Origin of the sequence: Pseudoalteromonas sp. P1-11, assembly GCF_001399995.1 — a bacterium.
In the GTDB taxonomy this organism is placed as follows: Bacteria; Pseudomonadota; Gammaproteobacteria; order Enterobacterales; family Alteromonadaceae; genus Pseudoalteromonas; species Pseudoalteromonas atlantica.
The window spans coordinates 86,618-106,880 of the sequence record NZ_LJSP01000010.1 but is presented as its reverse complement, the minus strand read 5'-3'; the positions used below and the strand labels follow the sequence as shown (position 1 = coordinate 106,880).

16 protein-coding genes are annotated in these 20,263 nt (G+C 41.5%); 7 read left to right on the top strand and 9 right to left on the bottom strand.

Going from position 1 to position 20,263, the window contains the following annotated elements:
• Positions 1-6 precede the first annotated feature (6 nt).
• The 4 genes from rplE to AN390_RS15545 all read right to left on the bottom strand — a co-directional run bounded on the left by rplE (position 7) and on the right by AN390_RS15545 (position 3,505).
• On the bottom strand, positions 7-546 hold the full coding sequence (gene rplE, locus AN390_RS15560; protein ID WP_004589209.1) for a 50S ribosomal protein L5: 540 nt from the start codon (positions 544-546) through the stop codon (positions 7-9).
• A gap of 16 nt (positions 547-562) precedes the next feature.
• Positions 563-877 carry a 50S ribosomal protein L24 gene (rplX, locus tag AN390_RS15555; protein ID WP_004589210.1) on the bottom strand — a complete coding sequence of 105 codons (315 nt, stop codon included), beginning with the start codon at positions 875-877 and terminating at the stop codon, positions 563-565.
• Between the two features lie 10 nt (positions 878-887).
• Positions 888-1,256, bottom strand: a complete 369-nt coding sequence (rplN, locus tag AN390_RS15550) for a 50S ribosomal protein L14 (protein ID WP_004589211.1) — start codon at positions 1,254-1,256, stop codon at positions 888-890.
• A 278-nt stretch (positions 1,257-1,534) separates the two neighbouring features.
• Positions 1,535-3,505 (bottom strand): AsmA family protein, encoded by a 1,971-nt coding sequence (locus tag AN390_RS15545; protein WP_055255304.1) that lies wholly within the window; start codon positions 3,503-3,505, stop codon positions 1,535-1,537.
• A gap of 311 nt (positions 3,506-3,816) precedes the next feature.
• Here AN390_RS15545 and AN390_RS15540 point away from each other — a divergent pair, with 311 nt between their 5' ends.
• Together AN390_RS15540 and AN390_RS15535 are read left to right on the top strand one after the other, a co-directional pair.
• The gene (locus AN390_RS15540) at positions 3,817-4,980 is read left to right on the top strand and encodes a hypothetical protein (RefSeq protein WP_055255303.1); all 1,164 of its coding nucleotides are present in this window, start codon (positions 3,817-3,819) and stop codon (positions 4,978-4,980) included.
• Between the two features lie 276 nt (positions 4,981-5,256).
• Entirely contained in the window at positions 5,257-5,943 is a 687-nt protein-coding gene (locus AN390_RS15535) for a TorF family putative porin (RefSeq protein ID WP_004589216.1), read from the top strand.
• 278 nt (positions 5,944-6,221) lie between these two features.
• Here the strand turns inward: AN390_RS15535 and AN390_RS15530 are convergent, their stop codons facing one another.
• Complete coding sequence (locus tag AN390_RS15530) at positions 6,222-9,800, bottom strand: M1 family aminopeptidase (RefSeq protein ID WP_055255302.1); 3,579 nt, start codon at positions 9,798-9,800, stop codon at positions 6,222-6,224.
• Positions 9,801-9,809: 9 nt separating this feature from the next.
• The gene (locus AN390_RS15525; protein ID WP_055255301.1) at positions 9,810-10,691 is read right to left on the bottom strand and encodes an ABC transporter ATP-binding protein; all 882 of its coding nucleotides are present in this window, start codon (positions 10,689-10,691) and stop codon (positions 9,810-9,812) included.
• A gap of 185 nt (positions 10,692-10,876) precedes the next feature.
• On the opposite strand from AN390_RS15525, the gene AN390_RS15520 reads away from it, so the two are divergent.
• A complete protein-coding gene (locus tag AN390_RS15520; RefSeq protein WP_029773143.1) occupies positions 10,877-11,554 on the top strand; it encodes a nitroreductase family protein in 678 nt (225 codons plus the stop codon).
• A 6-nt stretch (positions 11,555-11,560) separates the two neighbouring features.
• On the opposite strand, the gene AN390_RS15515 is transcribed toward AN390_RS15520, so the two are convergent.
• Positions 11,561-11,869, bottom strand: coding sequence for a helix-turn-helix transcriptional regulator (locus tag AN390_RS15515; RefSeq protein WP_024033876.1), 309 nt, complete (start codon positions 11,867-11,869; stop codon positions 11,561-11,563).
• Between the two features lie 99 nt (positions 11,870-11,968).
• Here AN390_RS15515 and AN390_RS15510 point away from each other — a divergent pair, with 99 nt between their 5' ends.
• The 3 genes from AN390_RS15510 to AN390_RS15500 all read left to right on the top strand — a co-directional run bounded on the left by AN390_RS15510 (position 11,969) and on the right by AN390_RS15500 (position 14,346).
• A complete protein-coding gene (locus AN390_RS15510) occupies positions 11,969-12,157 on the top strand; it encodes a DUF2892 domain-containing protein (RefSeq protein ID WP_004589221.1) in 189 nt (62 codons plus the stop codon).
• Positions 12,157-12,501, top strand: a complete 345-nt coding sequence (locus AN390_RS15505; protein ID WP_004589222.1) for a rhodanese-like domain-containing protein — start codon at positions 12,157-12,159, stop codon at positions 12,499-12,501. Before AN390_RS15510 ends, AN390_RS15505 begins: the two co-directional genes overlap by 1 nt.
• 66 nt (positions 12,502-12,567) lie before the next feature.
• Complete coding sequence (locus AN390_RS15500; RefSeq protein WP_055255300.1) at positions 12,568-14,346, top strand: alkaline phosphatase; 1,779 nt, start codon at positions 12,568-12,570, stop codon at positions 14,344-14,346.
• Here the strand turns inward: AN390_RS15500 and AN390_RS15495 are convergent.
• The gene (locus AN390_RS15495) at positions 14,343-14,882 is read right to left on the bottom strand and encodes a PH domain-containing protein (RefSeq protein WP_055255299.1); all 540 of its coding nucleotides are present in this window, start codon (positions 14,880-14,882) and stop codon (positions 14,343-14,345) included. The genes AN390_RS15500 and AN390_RS15495 overlap by 4 nt on opposite strands.
• Positions 14,883-15,109: 227 nt before the next feature.
• Here AN390_RS15495 and AN390_RS15490 point away from each other — a divergent pair, with 227 nt between their 5' ends.
• Positions 15,110-15,859: a MipA/OmpV family protein gene (locus AN390_RS15490; RefSeq protein WP_055255298.1), complete on the top strand. Its 750-nt coding sequence runs from the start codon at positions 15,110-15,112 to the stop codon at positions 15,857-15,859.
• Between the two features lie 86 nt (positions 15,860-15,945).
• Here AN390_RS15490 and AN390_RS15485 read toward each other — a convergent pair whose 3' ends face one another.
• A complete protein-coding gene (locus tag AN390_RS15485) occupies positions 15,946-20,250 on the bottom strand; it encodes an alpha-1,6-glucosidase domain-containing protein (RefSeq protein WP_055255297.1) in 4,305 nt (1,434 codons plus the stop codon).
• Positions 20,251-20,263 lie beyond the last annotated feature (13 nt).

The window sequence follows — 20,263 nt, the reverse complement described above, 5'->3', positions numbered from 1 at the left end:
CTACCCTTATTTCTTGAATGGGAAGTTAAACGCTTCTAACAACGCACGGCCTTCCTCATCAGATTTCGCAGAAGTTGTGATTGTGATATCCATACCGCGTACACGGTCTACTTTATCGTAATCAATTTCTGGGAAGATGATTTGTTCACGTACGCCCATGCTGTAGTTACCACGTCCATCAAAAGACTTAGCACTCACACCACGGAAGTCACGGATACGTGGGATAGCGATTGATACCAAACGCTCAAAAAAGTCCCACATACGCTCGCCGCGTAAGGTTACTTTACAGCCTATTGGGTAGCCTTCACGCACTTTGAAGCCAGCAACAGATTTGCGTGCTTTAGTGATTAAAGGTTTCTGACCAGCGATAGCTTCTAGATCCGCAACAGCGTTATCTAAAATCTTCTTGTCAGCTAGGGCTTCGCCCACGCCCATATTTAATGTGATCTTTTCGATCTGAGGGACTTGCATGACAGAGCTGAAACCAAACTTCTCTTGAAGCTCAGCAACTACTTTGTCTTTATATACTTCATGCAGTTTCGCCATCATTCTACTCCAACTATTAGATAGTTTTACCAGTAGATTTAAAGATACGTAATTTCTTACCATCTTCAATCTTGAAACCTACACGATCTGCTTTACTCGTTTCCGAGTTGTAGATCGCAACGTTTGATACGTCGATAGACGCTTCTTTCTCAACAATGCCGCCAGCTTGGTTCAATTGTGGAACCGGCTTTTGGTGTTTCTTGATTAAGTTAATGCCTTCGACAAATACTCGACCAGACTCGGTAACAACTGAAAGCACTTTGCCGCGCTTACCTTTGTCTTTACCTGCTAGTACGATTACTTCGTCATCACGACGGATTTTTGCTGCCATGATAGACTCCTTACAGTACTTCTGGGGCTAGTGAAACAATTTTCATGAACTTATCATTACGAAGTTCACGAGTCACAGGGCCGAAGATACGAGTACCAATTGGCTGCAAGTTATCATTTAAGATAACAGCCGCATTGCTATCGAAACGGATCAGAGAACCGTCCGGACGACGAACGCCTTTTTTGGTACGCACAACTACCGCGTTTTTAACATCACCTTTCTTCACTTTACCGCGAGGAATAGCTTCTTTCACAGAAACTTTAATGATATCGCCAACTGCCGCATAGCGACGGTGTGAACCACCAAGGACTTTTATACACTGCACTTTGCGAGCGCCGCTGTTATCAGCAACTTCCAGCTGAGTTTGCATTTGGATCATGTTAATGACCTCCGGTGTAGTAATTACAACTTGCCTTAAATTTGTTTAAAATCAAGGCACTTCGATTAAATCCCACTCAAAAAACAACAGAGTTGTCTCTTAAGGGCGGGCAATTGTACCAGCATTGGCTAGTGAGTGGTAGGTTATTTTTTAATTAATTTAAGGGAAGGACAGATTAAAACTGAGTAAAAACCGCTATGTAGCTATTTTACAAGTGGTTATAAAACAATCAAGGCGCAAATAGCGCCTTAATTATTTATTTGTGGGGTTTAATAGTATTAGCCAAATAAGCCTTTTAGTTTATCTTTGACTTTGTCCTTGGCTTTTTCTTTTGCTTTCTCTTTGGCGTCATCGAGCTTTTGCTTTGCTTCATCTTTAAGCGCGTTGCTTACATCTAGCTTAAAGCCAACGTCATGAAATGGGCCTTCTATACGCAGTGGGATTTTAAAGCCTGTACTATCATCTGTAGTGCCTTGCCCTTCAATCGAATCAACAATGCCGGTCACTAAGCGATAATCAACATTGGTTTGAGGCAAATCTACATCGCCCTCACCTGTAATACGAATAAGTGGGCTCATCAGCGATAGGTCGTTATTACGGCCCACGCCATTAGTAAAGTTAAAGCTACCTGTGAGCGCAGAAAAATCTGTTTGCTCTGATTCTTCAAAGCCTGTATCTAGCCCTACACTCACAGCTCCAAGGTTACCCGTAATAAGCTCTTTGCCTTTGCGAACCATCTCAGCCACGTTTGCGCCTTTAACAGCACCATCGGCAAATTCAAAGCCAACCTTACCATTTAATGCATTAATAAAGGTTTTTTGACTTTGCCCAGTTGTGGTTAAATTCCAATTTAATGACCCTTTACCCATGAGCTTATCAAAGCCAGCTGCATCAGTGAGTAACGGTTGTGCGTCTATGTCGGCTAAATCAAAATTTGTGCTTATTTTATACGGCGTTTGCTGCGCATTTATATTGATAACTCCTTTACCAGTGCCCTCATATGCTTTAAAGCTATCTAAGCTTAATTTAGCAACGCTGTTGTTTAAATCGACTGTAAATTGATTAGCACCTAGCTCAATATCGTTAGCTTTTAAACCGCTTGAGCGAATAACTACATTAGCATTAAGTGCATTTAATGCGCTTAAATCAATTTTAGTATCGTCCCAAACAATCGGCTGCGCGGCTTTAGGTTCTTCGCTTTGCGGCGCTTGCTGCTTAGCGACTGCCTCCGGTAAGTAGGGATTCAAATCAAGCATACCTAGGTCTATATCAGCATTAACCGCTAGTTTATTGCCTAAGTTTACTTCACTTTTTCCTTTAATCTCTAATTCATCTAGGGTAGCAATCAGCTCTTCTAAGTTAAACGTATCATCTATAAGATGCATTTTACCGTTTACACTAAACGCATTAAATGCATTTTCTTTAGCGTTTAAGTCTACCCCTTGCCAAGTTGCTAGCTCTTTAACTGAGTCGCCACTTAGCGCTAACTCGCCTTTTATATCTTTACCTTGGCGAGCAATACTGCCGTTAAAAGTAAGATCGACCAAGCGAGAGTCTACGCTTTGAGTAACCTCAAACGTCGCCCCTTCAATTGCCTTTGCCGGCGTATCAAGTTTTACATCAAGCTCAAAGCGCTCTTGCATATATGTAATGCCGCCTTTGATCTCTAGTGTTTTACGTAGTGAAGGAAGTAAAATAGCCAATTCCAAGTCACTAATTTGTTGTTTAGCGCCTGTTTGCCCATCTAGGTAAGTAAACGTACCACCGTAAATAGCCACTTCACCTAACTCTATATCAAAGTTCTCTGGTAGTTTAACAGCCTCACCTGATTGAGTTTGCTCTTGCGGCTGCTCTGCTACAGCATCAAACAACTGCCAGTTAGCTTTACCGTTTTTATCAGTTTCTAATAAAATATTGGGCTCGTTAATAACAAACTTATCAAGTTTGAATTCGCCGCCAAATAACGATAACCATGGTATATGCACAGCTAATTGCTCCATACTTGCCATGTCGTCGCGCGAGCCTGTCTGCATGTTTGCAAAGTGTACATCGTTAAGCTCTAACTTTAATGCAGGAAATACACTAAGCGTTTTATCACCTTTAATAGTAAGTGTGCGCCCTGTTGTTTTTTCAACCTGTTCAGATACTTTATTAAAAATAGTATCGGTTGGGATTAAAAACGGAGCGGCAATAATTAACGCAATACAAAGTAAGAGTATTACACCAACAATTTTGAGTAAGGTCTTCATGATCATCCTTTCAAACGTGCAAATAATGTTCTTATCATAGCGAGTGTTAGCTTTAAAATCATTGTCGTTGTGACAAAAAAGCACTTTATTGTAATTTATTTAATTTGAAATGAATTTATGCTTAAAAGTAAACGTTGCGAAATTGGTGACTAAAAGTAAAGCTCATCAAGTTTAAATCTAACCAAGTATTAAACCCTACAACATTGCATCCCTTGAATTGTTAGGTATGATGCACGGCCCTGTTGCTATTGGCGTATTTGCGCTAAAATAAAGCAGCTAAAAAATGTATCTACTCGGAGACTCTACAAGGCATGAAAAAACTGCTAATTTCACCGTCAAAAATGGCGCTAGGCGAACAAGAAAGTCAAATTTACCAAAACATCTTGAAGCAAGCTTCAGAACTAAGCCTAAACCTAATGGCCGTGAAAGTAGAAAACCACCCAGAGGATTTTTTAGGCTGGTGTTATGAGCTGCTAAGTGCAAGTAAAGACCGTATAAATTACGATTTACTAGAGCCACAACAACTGCCAGTTTTAAAAAAGCTGCACGACCAGCTAACCTCAGCAATTAGCTTTTTACAGCTTAAAACACTACGTGTAGCACCTTGGCCTGTTATTAGTATGTTTGTAGAGCAACACAAAGAACTTATTGCACTGGACGAACAGCTTCGCCTTACTACGTATTTGCACAGCATTCGTGAGCAAGCACTAAAAGATATGATCCCAGAGGATTTACTGGCATTTAGTGGTAAACACACTGCCACGCTCGACCCAAGCACCTATAACTTTGATGTTGAATGGTTCGCATCAACCAAAAGTGCAAAGGGTTTTCATCAAATGCTAGCCGACTTGCCTGGCGCGTTTGACGATGCACTTGCTAACATCCCGCTTGAAGGTGATGTGAGCGAAGCTGATTACCAACAGTTTGTTGTTGCTTATTTACTTGCCTTTAACGGTAGCGATGAAAAACCAACCCTTGCCCCTGCTACACGTTTATTAGCAATGCGCCGCCCAGATGTGTTTACGCCAATTAGCAATAGCCGTCTTGATGCATTATGCGCAGCTTTAGGTATTACAAAATTAAACAATCGCGACTTTGAGCGCTACTGGCAAGATATAGTACAAAGCATTCATGCTATGTCGTGGTTTAAAATGGCTAATGGCAGCAATGAACTAGAAGAGCAACTAGTTAGTATAAAAGCGTTATTACCGTGCTTTTTTTACTATGCAGATGCCAGCACGGCCGACAACTCAAATTATATTAAGCTATTAAATAAACCTAAACGCAGCACAACAAGTGCAGGAAAACCACAGCGTAGAGGTAAAGAGTCAGCCGAAATACTTGTAGACCGTGCACTTGCAGCCGATGACATTCCCGAGCATATTCGTAGCAAACGCGACTCTATTATTAGCGAAGTACAAAAAGGCCGCGGAGTAAACGAAACAATTAGTCTTATGCGCACTATATTTGGCTAAATTTACCTAACCTAACTGTATTTTTCTGGTGCAGTTAGGTTAATTTATGCACCAGCAGTGTGCGTTTTTTAATTAACTCCCTCAATCATCCCCTCTTCTAGAACTCCTCAACATATTGTTTTATAAAAGTAAAAAAACAGTTTTATAGAAATTATTTTAAGCTGGCACATACAGTGCAATTGCATTCCCAGTTAAACAATAAAACACCGCCAGTCAAAGGGTTGCCAATAAGAGAATAAAAACCTAGGCGATAAAATCATATAACGGGAAATGGACATGCTAAAACTAAAAAAAACCATCGCAATTAGCGCAATAGCTTTATTAGGTGCTACATCTTTAACATCAACAGCCGTACATGCAGAAGTAACAGCAAACGCAGCGGCTACGTCTAACTACTTATGGCGTGGTCAAGAGCAAACTGGGGGCGATGCTGCTATTTCTGGCGGTATTGATTACGCTGACGAGTCAGGCTTTTATGTAGGTACCTGGGCATCAAATGCTTCATGGGCCGATGAAATGACTTATGAGCTTGATGTTTACGCGGGTTTTGGTGGCGATATTAACGACACATTTAGCTACGATGTAGGTTACATTTATTACGCTTACCCAGATGCAGCTTCTGAGGCAGATGCTGATTTCTCTGAAATTTACGGTAGCATCAGCGCAGAAGGTTTCACCTTTGGTGCTGCAATCCTTGCCACTTCAGCGGCAGATGGCGATGGCACCGACTTTGGCGATTCATTATACCTAAATGCCGATTACAGCTTTGCTGTTGGCAGCAATGGTACTGAGGTTGCGCTGCACTTAGGTCACTACTCTGGCGACTTTATAGGTGATGATAATATTATTGATTACGGTATCTCTGTATCAAAAGATGGTTTTACTTTTGGCGTATCTGACACCGACATGGATGAATCAGATGTTAAAGTTTACGTAGGCTACGCTGTAGACTTTACGCTTTAAAACAAAATGTGTTACTTGCTGCAACACTAAGGGCCTTTTGGCCCTTTTCTCGTTTAGGGCACCTAAATACTCACAGCGCCTTTTAATTTTAGCGACTAAAGCACCTTACTATATAACCCACTTCGGTTAATCGCCGAGCTCCTCGCTGCTATTACCTCTTTTTACCAATATGCTAATTCGCTTTATTAAGCTTTATTGCGCATTGGTATTAGCAATTCGCTAAAACAAAAAAGGCCGCATTAAAGGCGGCCTTTCAGTTAATTACTAATCGTTAATCGTTAAAACTTAGCTAGGTTGTTTTTACTGTCTTTATCTACAAGCTTAATGTACGGGTCAACCCCTGCGTACACTGGTTTTTCTTTTACTTTTAGCTCAATAGTATTAGTACCAGAGACTATTTGATGCTTTTGCGAGTAAATAACAAAGTCTTCAGCGAGAAGGTTTTCAGGATCATCGCTAAACAATGCAATATCAATTAGCTCATCAAGTGGTTGCTCGGTTTCTTCACCTTGTCCATCGGCATGCTGCTTAGTTGCTTCAACGCTCAGTGTTACTGTATAAAAACCTTCGCTATCAACATCATCTGTAACCGAAACTGCTTTCATTTCAAGCTCATAAAGCGTTATATATTTAAACTGATCATCAATAAAACGTTGCTCCGCTTGCGTTGCGTCTTGTTTTAAATAGCTAAGTAAATCAAGCGTAGTTGGGTATGGCGTTGACTGGTATTTAAACTCATTCAAAAACGCTTTAAGTGCTGCATTTAAGCGCTCTTCCCCTAATCGGTCATAAATCGCCATCATCGCAACTGAGCCTTTATTGTAATGAAGATATTGTTGAGACTGCGTTTTATACAGCGGCATTTCTTCAAAGGCTTCGCCTGTGCGGCCCATTAAGTATCTATCTAACTCGTACTTTAAGAATTTACGAAGCTTCTCGGCGCCAAAGCGTTTTTTTAGCACCATAAGCGCACTGTATTGGGAGAGCGATTCAGAAATAACGGCACTGCCTTCTACATTAGCCCCAGATACTTGATGCCCCCACCATTGGTGTGCAACTTCATGTGCGGTTACATAGTAAGGTAGGTCAACTTTACTCTCATCTCTTAAGTCTGTGATAAAGCCAATACTTTCTGAGTAAGGCACCGTATTAGCAAAACTTTGCGCAAACGAGCGATACTTAGGAAACTCAATAATACGAAGCTGTTTATGCTGATATGGCCCAAAGGCTTGCGTGTAGTAATCTATTGAGTCTTGTACCGACTCAATCATACGGTCAACATTCCATGCATGATCTTTGTGGTAGTACACCTCAATATTTACACCGTTATGTTCAACCTTTTTGCTTTCAAGCTCCGCCGAAAGCACAGAATAAAAGTTTAAAATAGGGGCATCCATTTTATAAACAAAAGTACGTCTTCCGTCTTTTACACTTTCACTTTTTAAATAACCGGGTGTAATAGCAAATTGTGACTCATCGGTGGTTACTGTTGCCTTGTAGTTTATAAAGCCATTAGCAGGCCCAAACTCATTTTGCGTATAATAGCGGCTGTCTTCTAGTTTATGTGCACGTTCAAGCTCGGGTAAATCGTGCTTACGGCGCTCATACTTATCCGCAATTTGAAAATACTTTTGATAACCAAAATTTGGTAATAATTCTCTATTATTTACAAATGTACCATTGTGCACGAGTTGAGTATCAGATCCTCTATCAACAAAACCGTCGTGTTCACGAGTAACAGAAAGCTCACCTTCGCGTACTTCATTAGGCATTAGCGGTTGTTCAAACTCAAACCATACCATGCCAAAATCGGTTAAACGCTCAACTATTTTTCCGCCCGCCATTTTTACATCCCAGCTTTTAGATTGGCTAGGCTCGTTAATTAACACACGGGTTATTGGCTCGTTTGCGGTATTGGTAAACTTAATTTTAGCCACGGCATTTAAAGCACGTTTTTTAGGGTAAATATCAATGTGTAAATCAACATCAGTTATTATAGGCAGTGGCAAGTCTTTGTATTGTGAGAACTCTTGCTCATACCTTACTTGTAGCGCTTCGTTATCATCACTTGTTACAAACTCATTGATTACACGGGTGTTGTAATAAATGTTATAACCCGAGCCCACAAATACCAATAAACTTATTACGGCTGCAATCTGGCCTTTTAAAGACATGTTGTAACGCACTAAAGATAAACGCGTACGCAATGTTTGCGATGGACCACGATGCCATAAAGCAAACCCTACAATAGCTAAAAACACACTCAATGCGCCCCAATATAGGGTATACCAATGCGCGCCTTGTAAAAAATGCCCGTAACCGTTTATGTCTGAATACGGTACGCTACTGCTTTGCGAAAAGTGATACATATGATGCTCAAATCCGTAAGCACCCATTACCATTTGAGCAATGTAATACAGAATAAACAAACCCATACCTATGTATTTATTAGGGCTAATTATTTGTAAAAAGAACGCCAAAATAGCCATCATAATTAAAGGCAATAATGTAAGGTAACCCAACCTAAATAAGTACTGGCCAAGCTCTAAGTTAAATTGCCCCTTAAATAGTTGCACCGCAATGGTAAACATCATACCTACTAAATAAAGGCCACAAACCGCAGTGATTAGCGCAATAATTTTAGATACCCAAAACACACTGTTATGCACCGGGTAGCTGTCAACAATATCGCCCATACCACTGTGGCGTTCTCGCCAAACCAGCTCTGCGCTGTAATAAGCAATAATAATAAACATAAATATAGCGGAGGCGTTTTGAATAATGCCCACCATGTTTTGTGTGAGCGGCCAATCTGTTGTGCCATATGCGCCAATAGGCGCAAAAAGTGGTGCGAGTAACGTAATAATACTGACACCCGCTAAAATCATAAAAGGAGCACTTAATATAACCTGCTTAAGCTCAAATAAGCTGCGCATTACTAATTGCGATTGCGTATTGACCCCTTTTGACTTGTAATTTTTAGCGCTGCTAATAAGTGCTGCTTGTTTGTTTTTTACAAACGTAGAAACAGCAAATTGCTTTTTCTGCTTTTTAGTGACTACGCGATTACCTAACTTTCCGAGGCCAAAAAACATCGCTAAACTTATTGCTACCCATAAAATACGGTTAATTAAAAAATCGCCCGAAAGCGTTAACACTTCAGTATTTTTATCACTTACAGTCCAGTAACGGGTTAAGTCAATTAATGAACCAGTGCCAAATGGGTCTGCGTAAACAACAATATTTCTAAACGCTAAATCGTCAAAATAGATACTCGCCAATTGGTAACTTATATAGATCACCACGGCCGTTACATATACCGCCATTATGGTTTTAAAATAAACCGCCACACTATTAAAAATAGCACTGAGCACCAATAAGCTTGGCACCGCCAAATATAAAAAAGGTGCAGCGTAATATATAAACTTATTAGGGCCTACTAGTTCACTATCGAGCCAGCCAACCAACAAGCCAAACTGAGATCCCAAAAATACGCCTAGTGGCACAGTTAAAAAAACAACGAGCACAACCAAGTAAGAACCAAAAAAACGCCCTGATTGATAAGCAAGCGGGTTAACAGGCTTACTAAACACCAGCTCATCCATTTTGGTCTCGCTGTTGCGAATCGCTGAGCTTGCAACAAAGTTAACCACTAAAAACATAGCAAGCGTACAAAAGGTAACCGTTAAAACCATAATGGTATAAGGCGAGTTCATATGAACATTAGCCCCACCTAGCGGAAACTTACTACTGGAGCTTATAAAAAACGCCATAAAAAAGAATATTAATGAGGTCACATAAAACGAAGGCTGGCGCACAAAATAGCGCAGCTCAAACGCGAGCATATTAAAAAACATAGCGCCCCCTTATGCTACTTGGCTGTTACGATGATTAAGCAACGTAGAAAAATACACATCTTCTAGGTTTGCACTGCTGAGCTCGAAACCTTCAGGGGCTTCATTGGCTAATACATGTAATATGGTTTGCCCAGCAAATAAGCGTTTTGAAATAACAGGCAGTTGCGGCTCAAGCTCTAGTGCTTCTTCTTGGCTCATGGCTTTGCGCCAAATTTGGCCTTGGAGTTTATCGGTAAGGGCAATGGGGTTACCCTCTAATAATATTTTTCCGCCTGCCAGTACGGCCATGTTTGGGCAAAGCTCTGCTACATCTTCAACAATGTGGGTCGATAATATAACGACTTTTTGCTCGCCTAAGCTTACTAGCAAGTTATGAAAACGATTTCGCTCTTCAGGGTCTAACCCTGCTGTTGGTTCATCAACAATTAGTAAATCAGGGTCACCTAGTAAGGCTTGTGCAATACCAAAACGCTGGCGCATACCGCCCGAAAAGCCACTTACCGCTTTTGAGCGATGTTGATATAAATTAGTATGTGCAAGCAAGCCTTCTACCGACTCTTTACGCTCGCCTTTATTATGAATGCCCTTTAAAACAGCCATATGGTCTAGCAAGTCGTAAGCACTAACACGTGGGTATACACCAAAATCTTGCGGTAGGTAACCTAAACGTTGGCGCAGAGCCTGTGGGTCTTTAAAAACATCAATACCATCAAAAGTAATTGAACCCGAATCGACAGATTGCAACGTAGAAATAGTACGCATTAGTGATGATTTACCGGCCCCATTTGGCCCAAGCAGCCCAAACATTCCTTTTCCTATAGATAAATCAACACCTTGTAGTGCATGTACGCCATTATCGTAGGTTTTAGATAACCCTGTTATTGATAGCATTTTTACTTCCTTGAATTTTAATAGTTTTTTTATTGCGTTTTTTATACCACATTAAAAAAAGGAACATAAGTTACACCACGGTTAATTTTGTAACAATAAATAAACACGATAGGTAATAATACTTGCCTCGCATTTATTCAGTCGGTATAAAAACCACACACACACTTTATAAGAAGCGTAAAGCCATGCAAAAACATCAAAGCCAACCACTAAACGACTTTATAGAATACCCTCACGATGAAATGCTAAAACGCGCAACCGAATTTTTACAAACCAGCCAGCGCCGCCATAGTATTCGCAGCTTTAGCGACCGACCTGTGCCTAAAAATATAATTGAAGCCTGTATAAAAGCAGCAGGTACCGCGCCAAGTGGAGCGAATCATCAACCGTGGCATTTTGTAGCTATAAACAGTAGCGATGTAAAAAAACAAATAAGAGAGGCCGCCGAAAAACTAGAGCGCTCTTTTTATGAAGGCAGAGCAGGAGAAGAGTGGCTTGATGCGCTAAAACCATTAGGTACCGACGCCAATAAACCCTATTTAGAACATGCGCCTTGGCTTATTGCAGTGTTTAGTCAAAAAAAAGGCGGTGTGAATACGGATGATAAAAACACCAATTATTATGTGCACGAATCAGTAGGGCTGGCTACTGGGTTTTTAATACAAGCCCTGCACCGCTGTGGCTTAGCTACGCTTACCCATACACCTAAACCAATGAGTTTTTTAACCGACATTTGTAAGCGCGACAAAGACAACGAACGTCCTTACATGTTACTTATTGCGGGCTACCCAAGTGACGATGCAACTGTACCTGCCCATGCACTTGATAAAAAGTCGCTTGATGAGATTGCCACTTTTATTTAAAGCAAATTACTCAGCCGTACTTTGCTTACAAAACCATTCGTAAAGTAACGTAATAATCGACTCAACCTTTGGGTCGATTAACGAATAATAAATTGTGTGTCCCTCACGGCGAGTTGCCACTAGCTGGGCTTTACGTAAACTCGCCAAATGCTGAGACAAAGCAGACTGCGCCAACGGAACATTTTGATTTAACTCACCCACACTTTGTTCACCTTGCAATAAACTACATAAAATCATTAAACGGTTTTTATTTGCCATTAATTTTAAAAATTGCTCTGCCTGCTGAGCGTTTTCTGCAAGTTGTTCAATATTCATAGTGATACTTAATTATTTTGCGTGTTTTAATTATAGACTTTTACATTAGTAAGTTCTAATATAATTAACATTAGAAAAAACTAATATTAAGGTCAATTCATGAAAATAAGTGACGCCATACTCTTAATTGGCGGAAGTGCCGTTACAATTTCTGTGCTTTTAAGCTACTTTGTTGATAGTAACTTTCAATTTTTAACGTTATTTATTGGTATTAACTTAGTGCAATCCGCCTACACTAAATGGTGCCCATTAATGACTTTTTTGCGCAAAAGAGGATTTACAGACTAATGCTTACTTCAATTCCTGATTTACTAAAAATTATCACACCTAACCAACGCCGTATTGATGCAGCGCAAGCAAAGCAAGAGCTAGAACAAAATAAAGGTTTACTTATTGATGTACGCGAACCCGCCGAGCATGCCAATGTAGCTGCGGTAGGGGCAATAAATATTCCACGCGGATTACTCGAAATGAAGCTAATGGAAATAGAAAAAGACGCTGCACGCCCTATTTACTTACATTGTGCCAGCGGTGCCCGCGCCACCTTAGGTGCAGAAGCGCTAACCCGCGTAGGCTACGAAAACGTTACCGTTATTACGTGTAATGCAACGCAAGTAAGTGAAGTTTTTTAATTGCTTCACAAAAAAGTAACCTAAATTGCCTACACTTTGCTTTTTACACTTTACAGGTACAAAGCAATGGCATTTACACGGAGAAGTTTTTTAAAAGCATCGGCAGCAGGATTTGGCGCTGCCGTATTATCACTTGGTTTAACAGGTTGTCGTTTTGACGATGATGACGACACTCCCGTTAGCTTTGACCACGGCGTTGCCAGCGGCGACCCGCTAAGCGATAGCTTAATTATTTGGACCCGTGTAACCCCACTCGATGTAACAACTAAATCGTTAAAAGTACAATGGCAAGCCGCCACCGACCAAAGCTTTACAAATATTGTTCACGATGGTGAAACACATATCAGTGATACCACCGACTTTACTCTTAAAGTTGATTTACAAGGGCTTGATGCCAACACCGTTTATTACTATCGCTTTAATGCACATGGAAAAACCTCCCCTATCGGACAAGGAAAAACGCTTCCTGTCGGTGCGGTTGATCAGGTGAAATTAGCCGTTGTATCGTGCGCAAATTACCCTGCCGGGTATTTTCATGTATATAGCGAAATTGCTAAGCAAAGCGATTTAAATGCGGTACTGCACTTAGGTGATTACATATACGAATACAGCAATACGGGTTATGCAACGGAAGACGCCGCACAGTTAGAGCGACTGCTACCCTTAGATAACAGCAACGAAATTATCGCACTGACCGATTATAGAAAACGCTATGCAAATTATCGCCTCGATACCGACTTACAAGCAGCCCATAGCCACTGTGCATTTATAACAGTGTGGGACGACCACGAAATCACCAACGACACATGGCGCGAAGGCGCAGAAAACCATAACGAAGGTGAAGGCGAATTTAGCCAACGTAAACTCAATGCACTACAAGCCTACTTTGAGTGGATGCCAATTCGTAATGTAGCCGACAAAGAACGTATTTACCGACGCTTTGAGTTTGGTAATTTAGTCTCTTTATACATGCTAGATACCCGTGTATTAGCGCGTGATGAGCAGCTTAACTATAGTGATTTTGATCTTACCTCCCCTGCAGGGCAAAGCGCATTTGCTGCAGCAATAGGCGCAACAGATCGTGCATTATTAGGCAGTGAACAACTTACCTGGCTTAGTGATGCCATCACTACCTCAAGCACACAGTGGCAAGTGTTAGGGCAACAAGTGCTAATGACAAAAATGCACTTACCAGTAGAGGTCATGTTACTACTTGCTAGCTTACAAAGTGCACAGTCAAACGGAGGCGATCCAAGTGAATTGCTCGCACAGGCCAATGTATTATTTGCAGAGCTGGCGCAAATTAAAGGCCGTGTATTAGCGGGCGACCCAAGTGTAACCGAGGCAGAGCTTGCCCGTGTTCAAACCACCATACCGTATAACCTTGATGCGTGGGATGGCTATGCCTACGAGCGAGAAGTATTATTAGGTACCGCTATTGCAGCACAAAAAAACTTAGTAGTTTTAGCCGGAGATACTCATAACGGCTGGGCGGGACAGCTTAAAACTGATGCCAGTAACCCTATTGCAGCCTCACAAAATGCTGGGGTGGAATTTGCAACGGCATCGGTTTCATCACCAGGGCTTGAAGAATATTTAGCGCTAAACACACAAGATGCGCAAACCGTAGCGCAAATAGAGCAAGTAATTGCCTTATTAGTTGATGACCTTGCTTATAATAATTTAGTAGAGCGCGGCTATTTAACCGTTACATTTACACCTGCAAAAGCCAGTGCTAAGTGGAATTATATAAGCACAATTAAAGCGCGCGAATATCAGGTTGTTGAAAGCCGTACCAAAGAGCTAAGTATGCTGGCAGGTCAGGCTCAATTACAAAACGCTTAACGCTTCGCCTCTAAAGCTGCCAAACGCGTATCTATGCGCTCTACTACCTCAACTAAGCGAGCAAGTAATGCTTGGTTGAGGTGATCTTCAGCAAGCTCCTGTGTTTTAGGGGCTTGCGCAGCTAAGTTATCTTTTTGCTCAAGTATGGCTTCTCTAAACTCACTGGCATTTTCAACACCAAGTAATGACACCAATGCGCCATGACCCGACTGCCCTGCAGTTTCAAAGCTTAAGCGGTATAACCCAAAAAAGCGCATAAGCGGCCCTTGGTTCAGCCCCACATCGGTTATTTTTTCAAGCGGTATAGATTTTTCTTCTTTAAATAAAATGCCGCGTTTAACCACCAGCTTTTGCGTGAGTAATTGCGCCGACATAGCAGCCAAAATTTTACCTGCCACCAGCCATACAACAAATAACACCACAGGTATAAGTGGAATGGTCACTAATGCAACGGCACTAAAAAAGCATGCCATGGTCATCCAGTATTGCTTCACTTTGGGATCAAAGCTGGCACTTTTTAAAATAGAGTTGCTCATTGGTTTATCCTCATTCCCATTTTATTAATCTAATCAAACGTATGCCTTTATTCAACTTATGTGATCAACGTCTTCAATGCAATTTAGCCACTTACATTCAGATAAACTTTCACACACTCTCTTACAAACGCCAATCAAAAATATAGCTACACTAAAGCCTAATAGCGTTGCGGCACACTTTACTTATCGCAAACAATTTTCACTTTTTACTTAACACCAAGGCTCCTATGAACACTTATATACAAAACTCACTCCGGTTATTAGTTGGCACACTTGCACTTGGCAGTATTACTGCTCAAGCTGAGTCGCAGTTTTCATTAGGGGGCGGGGTCATTTCTACCAGCTCACCTTATGCAGGTACCGACAGTGAAACGCTATTTTTACCTATCATTACTTACGAAGGCGAAAGGCTTAGTTTTAAAGGTTTGTCGCTTGATTATAAATTAGTGGAGCAGCAAGGTTTTAATTGGTCATTAGTTTTAGAGCCAGGTGATAACTTTGATACCTCAGATTCAGACCTTGCAGCCATAAAAGCCTTAGACGATAGAAAGCTATCACTCTACGCTGGTACGCAGGTTAGTTACACTGCAAGCTTTGGTAAAATAAGCGCCAGTGCTACTCATGATGTAATAGGCCACGGCGATGGCGCTAAATTTAAAACCAATTACAGTTACCCTATTAAGTTATCTAAACAACTAATGCTCATTCCTTCTGTAGGCGTTGAGCTAAATAGCAGTGATGTATCTAACTATTATTATGGTGTAGCACAGGGCGAATCTACCACCTATGCGCCTTACGAACTTGGTTCTACGGTTAACTACAATGCGGGTTTATTTTTAATGTATTACATTAATAAAAACTGGAACGTAAATGCCATGGTTAACTATAAGCAGCTCGATTCTGATATTGAAGACTCACCCATTATTGATACCGATAACACCACGACTGTGATGATGTCGGTTAACTATCGTTTTTAATCCCCCCTTTGTTAGGTATTAATTAGGCATTAAAAAAGCCGAGCATACAGGGCTATGCTCGGCTTAGGTTTGGGAAAATATAACTGCTACTGTTTATTAATAAGTATGCTTACATTTTCTCTATCTGGGCCTATTACATTAAACGTGTAGGTACCTTGTTCGGTAATATTCAGTGCTATATTGGCGCCTACCGCTTCAAGTGGTGTTAGTTCATCAATTACCACTACCGGCGTATCGCCTGCTCCACCGTAATCCACTGTGCTCCAATCTTCAGACGCTACTTTAAATTCGTAGTCGCCTACTTCTAATTCAATAGAAGCAGAGTAAATTGCATCACCCTCGTACATAAGCGGGTTATCAGTACTCCAGTCATTTAAGCTGCCGCGTATAAACACCGGTGTTTGTGCAAACATTTCGCCGTTGAGCACTTTTAGCGATACGTTATTTAAATCACTGGCGTCAAATATAAACTGGTATTCACCTTGCTCGGCAATGTCTATGGTCATATTTGCCCCCGCAACCGACAACTGCTCAGCGGTGCCAACCATTACACTGGCATCACCCTCAGCCGAGCCATAATCAACCGTGCTCCAATCTTCTGATGCGATTTTAAATTCATAGCTTGCAGCGCTCAGTGTTTTAGTAAAGGTGTAAATGCCTTTACCTTTATAACTTAGCTCATCGGTTACTCCCCAATCATTAAGCGTACCGCGCACATAAATAGCAGTGCCTACAAATGGCTCTTCGTTGTATAAAGTAAGCGTTGGATTTTCAGGGTTTGAAGCATCAAGCGAAAATACATAGGTTGCATCAATAGCAGCGCTAAAGGTCATGTTTGCACCTGAGCGCGTTAATGGCTCACTTTGATTTTCAACTACCTCTTTATCAGCGTCAGTAAGCGCACCAAAATCAACTGTAGACCAATCTTCTGAGGCAATTTTAAATTCGTAGTCGCCAGCGCTTAGCGCAATTGCTATACGGTATTCACCCTCGCCAATATATTCAAATGCATCGCGTGTGCCCCAGTCGTTTAAAGTTCCGCGCACAAACACTGCGGTGCTGCCATAAGGTACTACATCAGGCGCACCTACGGTCGCATTTGCACTTAAACCAACACCTTGGCTCTCACCTTGGTTTTTAGTAAAAACAGCTAGTGTGTAAGGCGGTACAGTAAATGTGCCTTCGTTATCGCCTTGGGCAAAATTGGCGCTGGCCATGCTTGCATCAACACTGTTTTTTAATACGTCGTGTAATTCAAAACCCGCTGCCGTGGCAATAGTATGGCTAAGGGTTTGCTCGGTTGCGTTAATCATCACTACAAGCGCATCAAATGCAGGGTCTAAGTCTGTTAATCCTTCGCCATCATCAATGCTCATTACAATTAAGCCATGTTGCTGCGCTTTACCTACGTTATGAAAACCCACTCGCTCAATGACATCTTGCTCTGTGGTTAATCTAAATAGTGGACTGCTGCTACGTATTTGTAAAAACTCGTTAAATACATCGCCTGCATAGGCTATGTCTTGCGGCATTGCCTGTGCATCTGGATTAGCAGAGATAGGCATAATTTCAGACCATTTTTCTTGGTTCTTCTCTGCGTTTGGTAAACCAATGTTCCAGTTATTATTCTCTTTGGTTAAATCAACAGCATTAAACCAATCACCGGCATTATAGCTATCACGATCCATTGACTTAGAACGCAGTAAATCAGCGCCTAATTGCATAAAAGGAATGCCTTGGCTCATAAGTGGAATAGATAATGCCATGTTGTGCGCGCGCACACGTTGCTCAATACTCATGCTTGATGCATGTTTGTATTGCAACTGATCCCACAGTGTTTCGTTATCGTGTTTTGATACGTAATGAATGCTATCTGCTGGGTCTAGTGCATACGCCGTTGGCTGAGTATTCCAAGTAAAGCTATTACCTTTAGATGAATTACCTTTAAAGTCTTTTAGAATGTAATTTTGTAAGTTGCCCGCCAGCGATAACCGTAACGTGTCTTGTTCGGCTAGGTTGCCATCTGTCGGGTTATTGCTAAACATTGCACCACCACGCACGGCTTCACGAATACGGTCGTTAAATGTACCCACCTCTGAGCCTGCCATATCAGCCTGTTTAGCTTGTGTGAATAAACGATTGTTAGCTACTTCACCAAAATCCCAGCCTTCACCGTAAAAATAGTTATCTGGGTCAACTGCTTGCACGGCTTCACGCGCAGCTAATATTGATGATTTAGGCATATGCCCCATTACATCAAATCTAAAACTGTCGTAGCCAAATTCACGCGCTAAAATAACCAATGAATCAGTAACAAACTTATCCATCATTACATGCTCTGTAGCTGTATTTTCACAACACGTTGAGCGCTCTATTTCACCACTTACTTCGTTATAACGGTGGTAATAACCCGGTACTAGCTTGTCAAATACCGACTTATCCCAAATACCCGATGATGTTGTGTGGTTATAAACCACATCCAGTACAACACGAAGTCCTACTTCTTGCAATGATTGCACCATGGCGCGGGTTTCTTTAACGCGGGCAATGCCCTCTGGACTTGAGGCATACGAGCCTTCAGGCGCTATAAAGTAATGCGGATCGTAACCCCAGTTAAAGCCGTCTAAATCACGCATCGCACTGGCTAATGCTTGTGCATCGTCTGAGCCAGGGAGGTAACTTTGCATAATATCGACAATCGTGCTGTTTTTATCTTCGATTTTACATGCATCAGCTTCATCGTTAATACGCTCACATAATTTACCTAAGGTGTCTGTAATTTCCACACGCTGCGAGGCATCCTCTTCAATAGTGCCAATATCAGTCACTGGCAGTAAATGAAAGTGTGTTAAGCCTTTATCTGCTAATTGCTTAAGGTGCTGCATTGGCACGCTTTCAAGCTCAGTGAATGCAAGGTATTTACCGCGGTTTGCTTCGCTTACTGACTGATCACGCACACTAAAATCACGTACATGGCCTTCATAAATAACCGCATCTTCTGGGTTAGTAATAGTAGGCACGATACGCTCATCCCAGCCTTCTGGTTTAGTGTCATCATCGGCTAAATTAATCAGCTGGCTGTATAAACCATTGGTAGATACATTGAGTGAGTAAGGGTCTGTACTCCAAAGCGACTCTATTTGCTGAGTCAGTGGGTGGTAAACATCAAAATTAAAGCGGTAGTAGTGGCGGTCGTATTGCATATCTAAACTTGCTTGCCAAATACCTGTCTGTGTATTTAATGTCATTGGTATAGAGTGCACTTGTGTTTTTGCATCATCAAACACGTTTAGCACCATGTTATTAGCAGTGGGTGCCCACACAGTTACATCAATCGCGTTATTGCCATAAGTTACGCCAAGTACAGCTTCGTTAGCGTCGTCTTCGCCTTGTGTGTAAAGGGCATCGAGTGCTTTAGCGGTTTGCACATAGCTTGCTTCTAGCAGCTTACCTTCACTATCGTAACCGGCAATAACAAGCTGCGATTTTATAAGCGCTTTAGCCGTGTTTGTATCCCAACTTCCTTCGTATGCGTTCCAAGTGGTTAAATGCGGTACTTTTGCCGCTTGCTCATCAGTTAAACTGCTTGATTGCAGCGTAACAGTATCGCCGTTTAAACCAGTATCAATATCCACTTCAAGCTCAGCCGTAGCTGATGAATGCAACTTAATTAGGCTTGTAAGCTCGTTACTTGGTTTATACAAAATAGTATTTAAATCAATCCAATGCGCTGAAGCACCTGCTATAGCAACTGCGCGTTCGCCCAAACTTAAAATAGGGTATTCAAACACCGAAGGCTCACCATGAATGGTAAAGTTCATACGTTGAAAGGTTTCATCGTCTTGCATCAGCGGCATGGTTAAATCCACATCACCAAACGCTTTACCTGACCCTTCTGTACCAATATGAATAATAAAATTGGCACATTCGTTATAACCCTCTTTTAGGTTAATTATCCAGTACGCACCATAGTTAGGGTCAATACCATCGTACTCGTGGCCGTTAGCCCAATCGCTCGTGTCAAACGGAGGTGCGTAAGCATCACACACATCGTTATTCCACGAATGTAATCGGTAACCTTCGTAGTTATCGTCGGCTAAACGGTTATAAAATAAAACTGCCTCATCTTCACCAGCAAATACAATAGGATCAGGCAATGTTGGGTCGGCGCCCACTACACAGCTTTCGTTTTTATCATCCGGTACAGTAGGTGCTGCACACGTTATAGGCTCAGGGTCCACACATTGCGAGCCTGCTTCGTTTGGTACTTGTGGCACATTACAGGTTAAAAGCTGCTGCCCCGACTCAACTTCATCTGTCCCACCACATCCTGCTAATATCATTAACCCTAAGGCTATTAGCAAATATTTAGACATTGTTATAATTTTCATTTTTAAACGCTCC

What these genes read in the sequence shown, in the direction of transcription:
- rplE (WP_004589209.1), bottom strand. Translation starts at nt 546, where the DNA reads ATGGCGAAACTGCATGAAGTATATAAAGACAAAGTAGTTGCTGAGCTT.
- rplX (WP_004589210.1), bottom strand. Translation starts at nt 877, where the DNA reads ATGGCAGCAAAAATCCGTCGTGATGACGAAGTAATCGTACTAGCAGGT.
- rplN (WP_004589211.1), bottom strand. Translation starts at nt 1,256, where the DNA reads ATGATCCAAATGCAAACTCAGCTGGAAGTTGCTGATAACAGCGGCGCT.
- AN390_RS15545 (WP_055255304.1), bottom strand. Translation starts at nt 3,505, where the DNA reads ATGAAGACCTTACTCAAAATTGTTGGTGTAATACTCTTACTTTGTATT.
- AN390_RS15540 (WP_055255303.1), top strand. Translation starts at nt 3,817, where the DNA reads ATGAAAAAACTGCTAATTTCACCGTCAAAAATGGCGCTAGGCGAACAA.
- AN390_RS15535 (WP_004589216.1), top strand. Translation starts at nt 5,257, where the DNA reads ATGCTAAAACTAAAAAAAACCATCGCAATTAGCGCAATAGCTTTATTA.
- AN390_RS15530 (WP_055255302.1), bottom strand. Translation starts at nt 9,800, where the DNA reads ATGTTTTTTAATATGCTCGCGTTTGAGCTGCGCTATTTTGTGCGCCAG.
- AN390_RS15525 (WP_055255301.1), bottom strand. Translation starts at nt 10,691, where the DNA reads ATGCTATCAATAACAGGGTTATCTAAAACCTACGATAATGGCGTACAT.
- AN390_RS15520 (WP_029773143.1), top strand. Translation starts at nt 10,877, where the DNA reads ATGCAAAAACATCAAAGCCAACCACTAAACGACTTTATAGAATACCCT.
- AN390_RS15515 (WP_024033876.1), bottom strand. Translation starts at nt 11,869, where the DNA reads ATGAATATTGAACAACTTGCAGAAAACGCTCAGCAGGCAGAGCAATTT.
- AN390_RS15510 (WP_004589221.1), top strand. Translation starts at nt 11,969, where the DNA reads ATGAAAATAAGTGACGCCATACTCTTAATTGGCGGAAGTGCCGTTACA.
- AN390_RS15505 (WP_004589222.1), top strand. Translation starts at nt 12,157, where the DNA reads ATGCTTACTTCAATTCCTGATTTACTAAAAATTATCACACCTAACCAA.
- AN390_RS15500 (WP_055255300.1), top strand. Translation starts at nt 12,568, where the DNA reads ATGGCATTTACACGGAGAAGTTTTTTAAAAGCATCGGCAGCAGGATTT.
- AN390_RS15495 (WP_055255299.1), bottom strand. Translation starts at nt 14,882, where the DNA reads ATGAGCAACTCTATTTTAAAAAGTGCCAGCTTTGATCCCAAAGTGAAG.
- AN390_RS15490 (WP_055255298.1), top strand. Translation starts at nt 15,110, where the DNA reads ATGAACACTTATATACAAAACTCACTCCGGTTATTAGTTGGCACACTT.
- AN390_RS15485 (WP_055255297.1), bottom strand. Translation starts at nt 20,250, where the DNA reads ATGAAAATTATAACAATGTCTAAATATTTGCTAATAGCCTTAGGGTTA.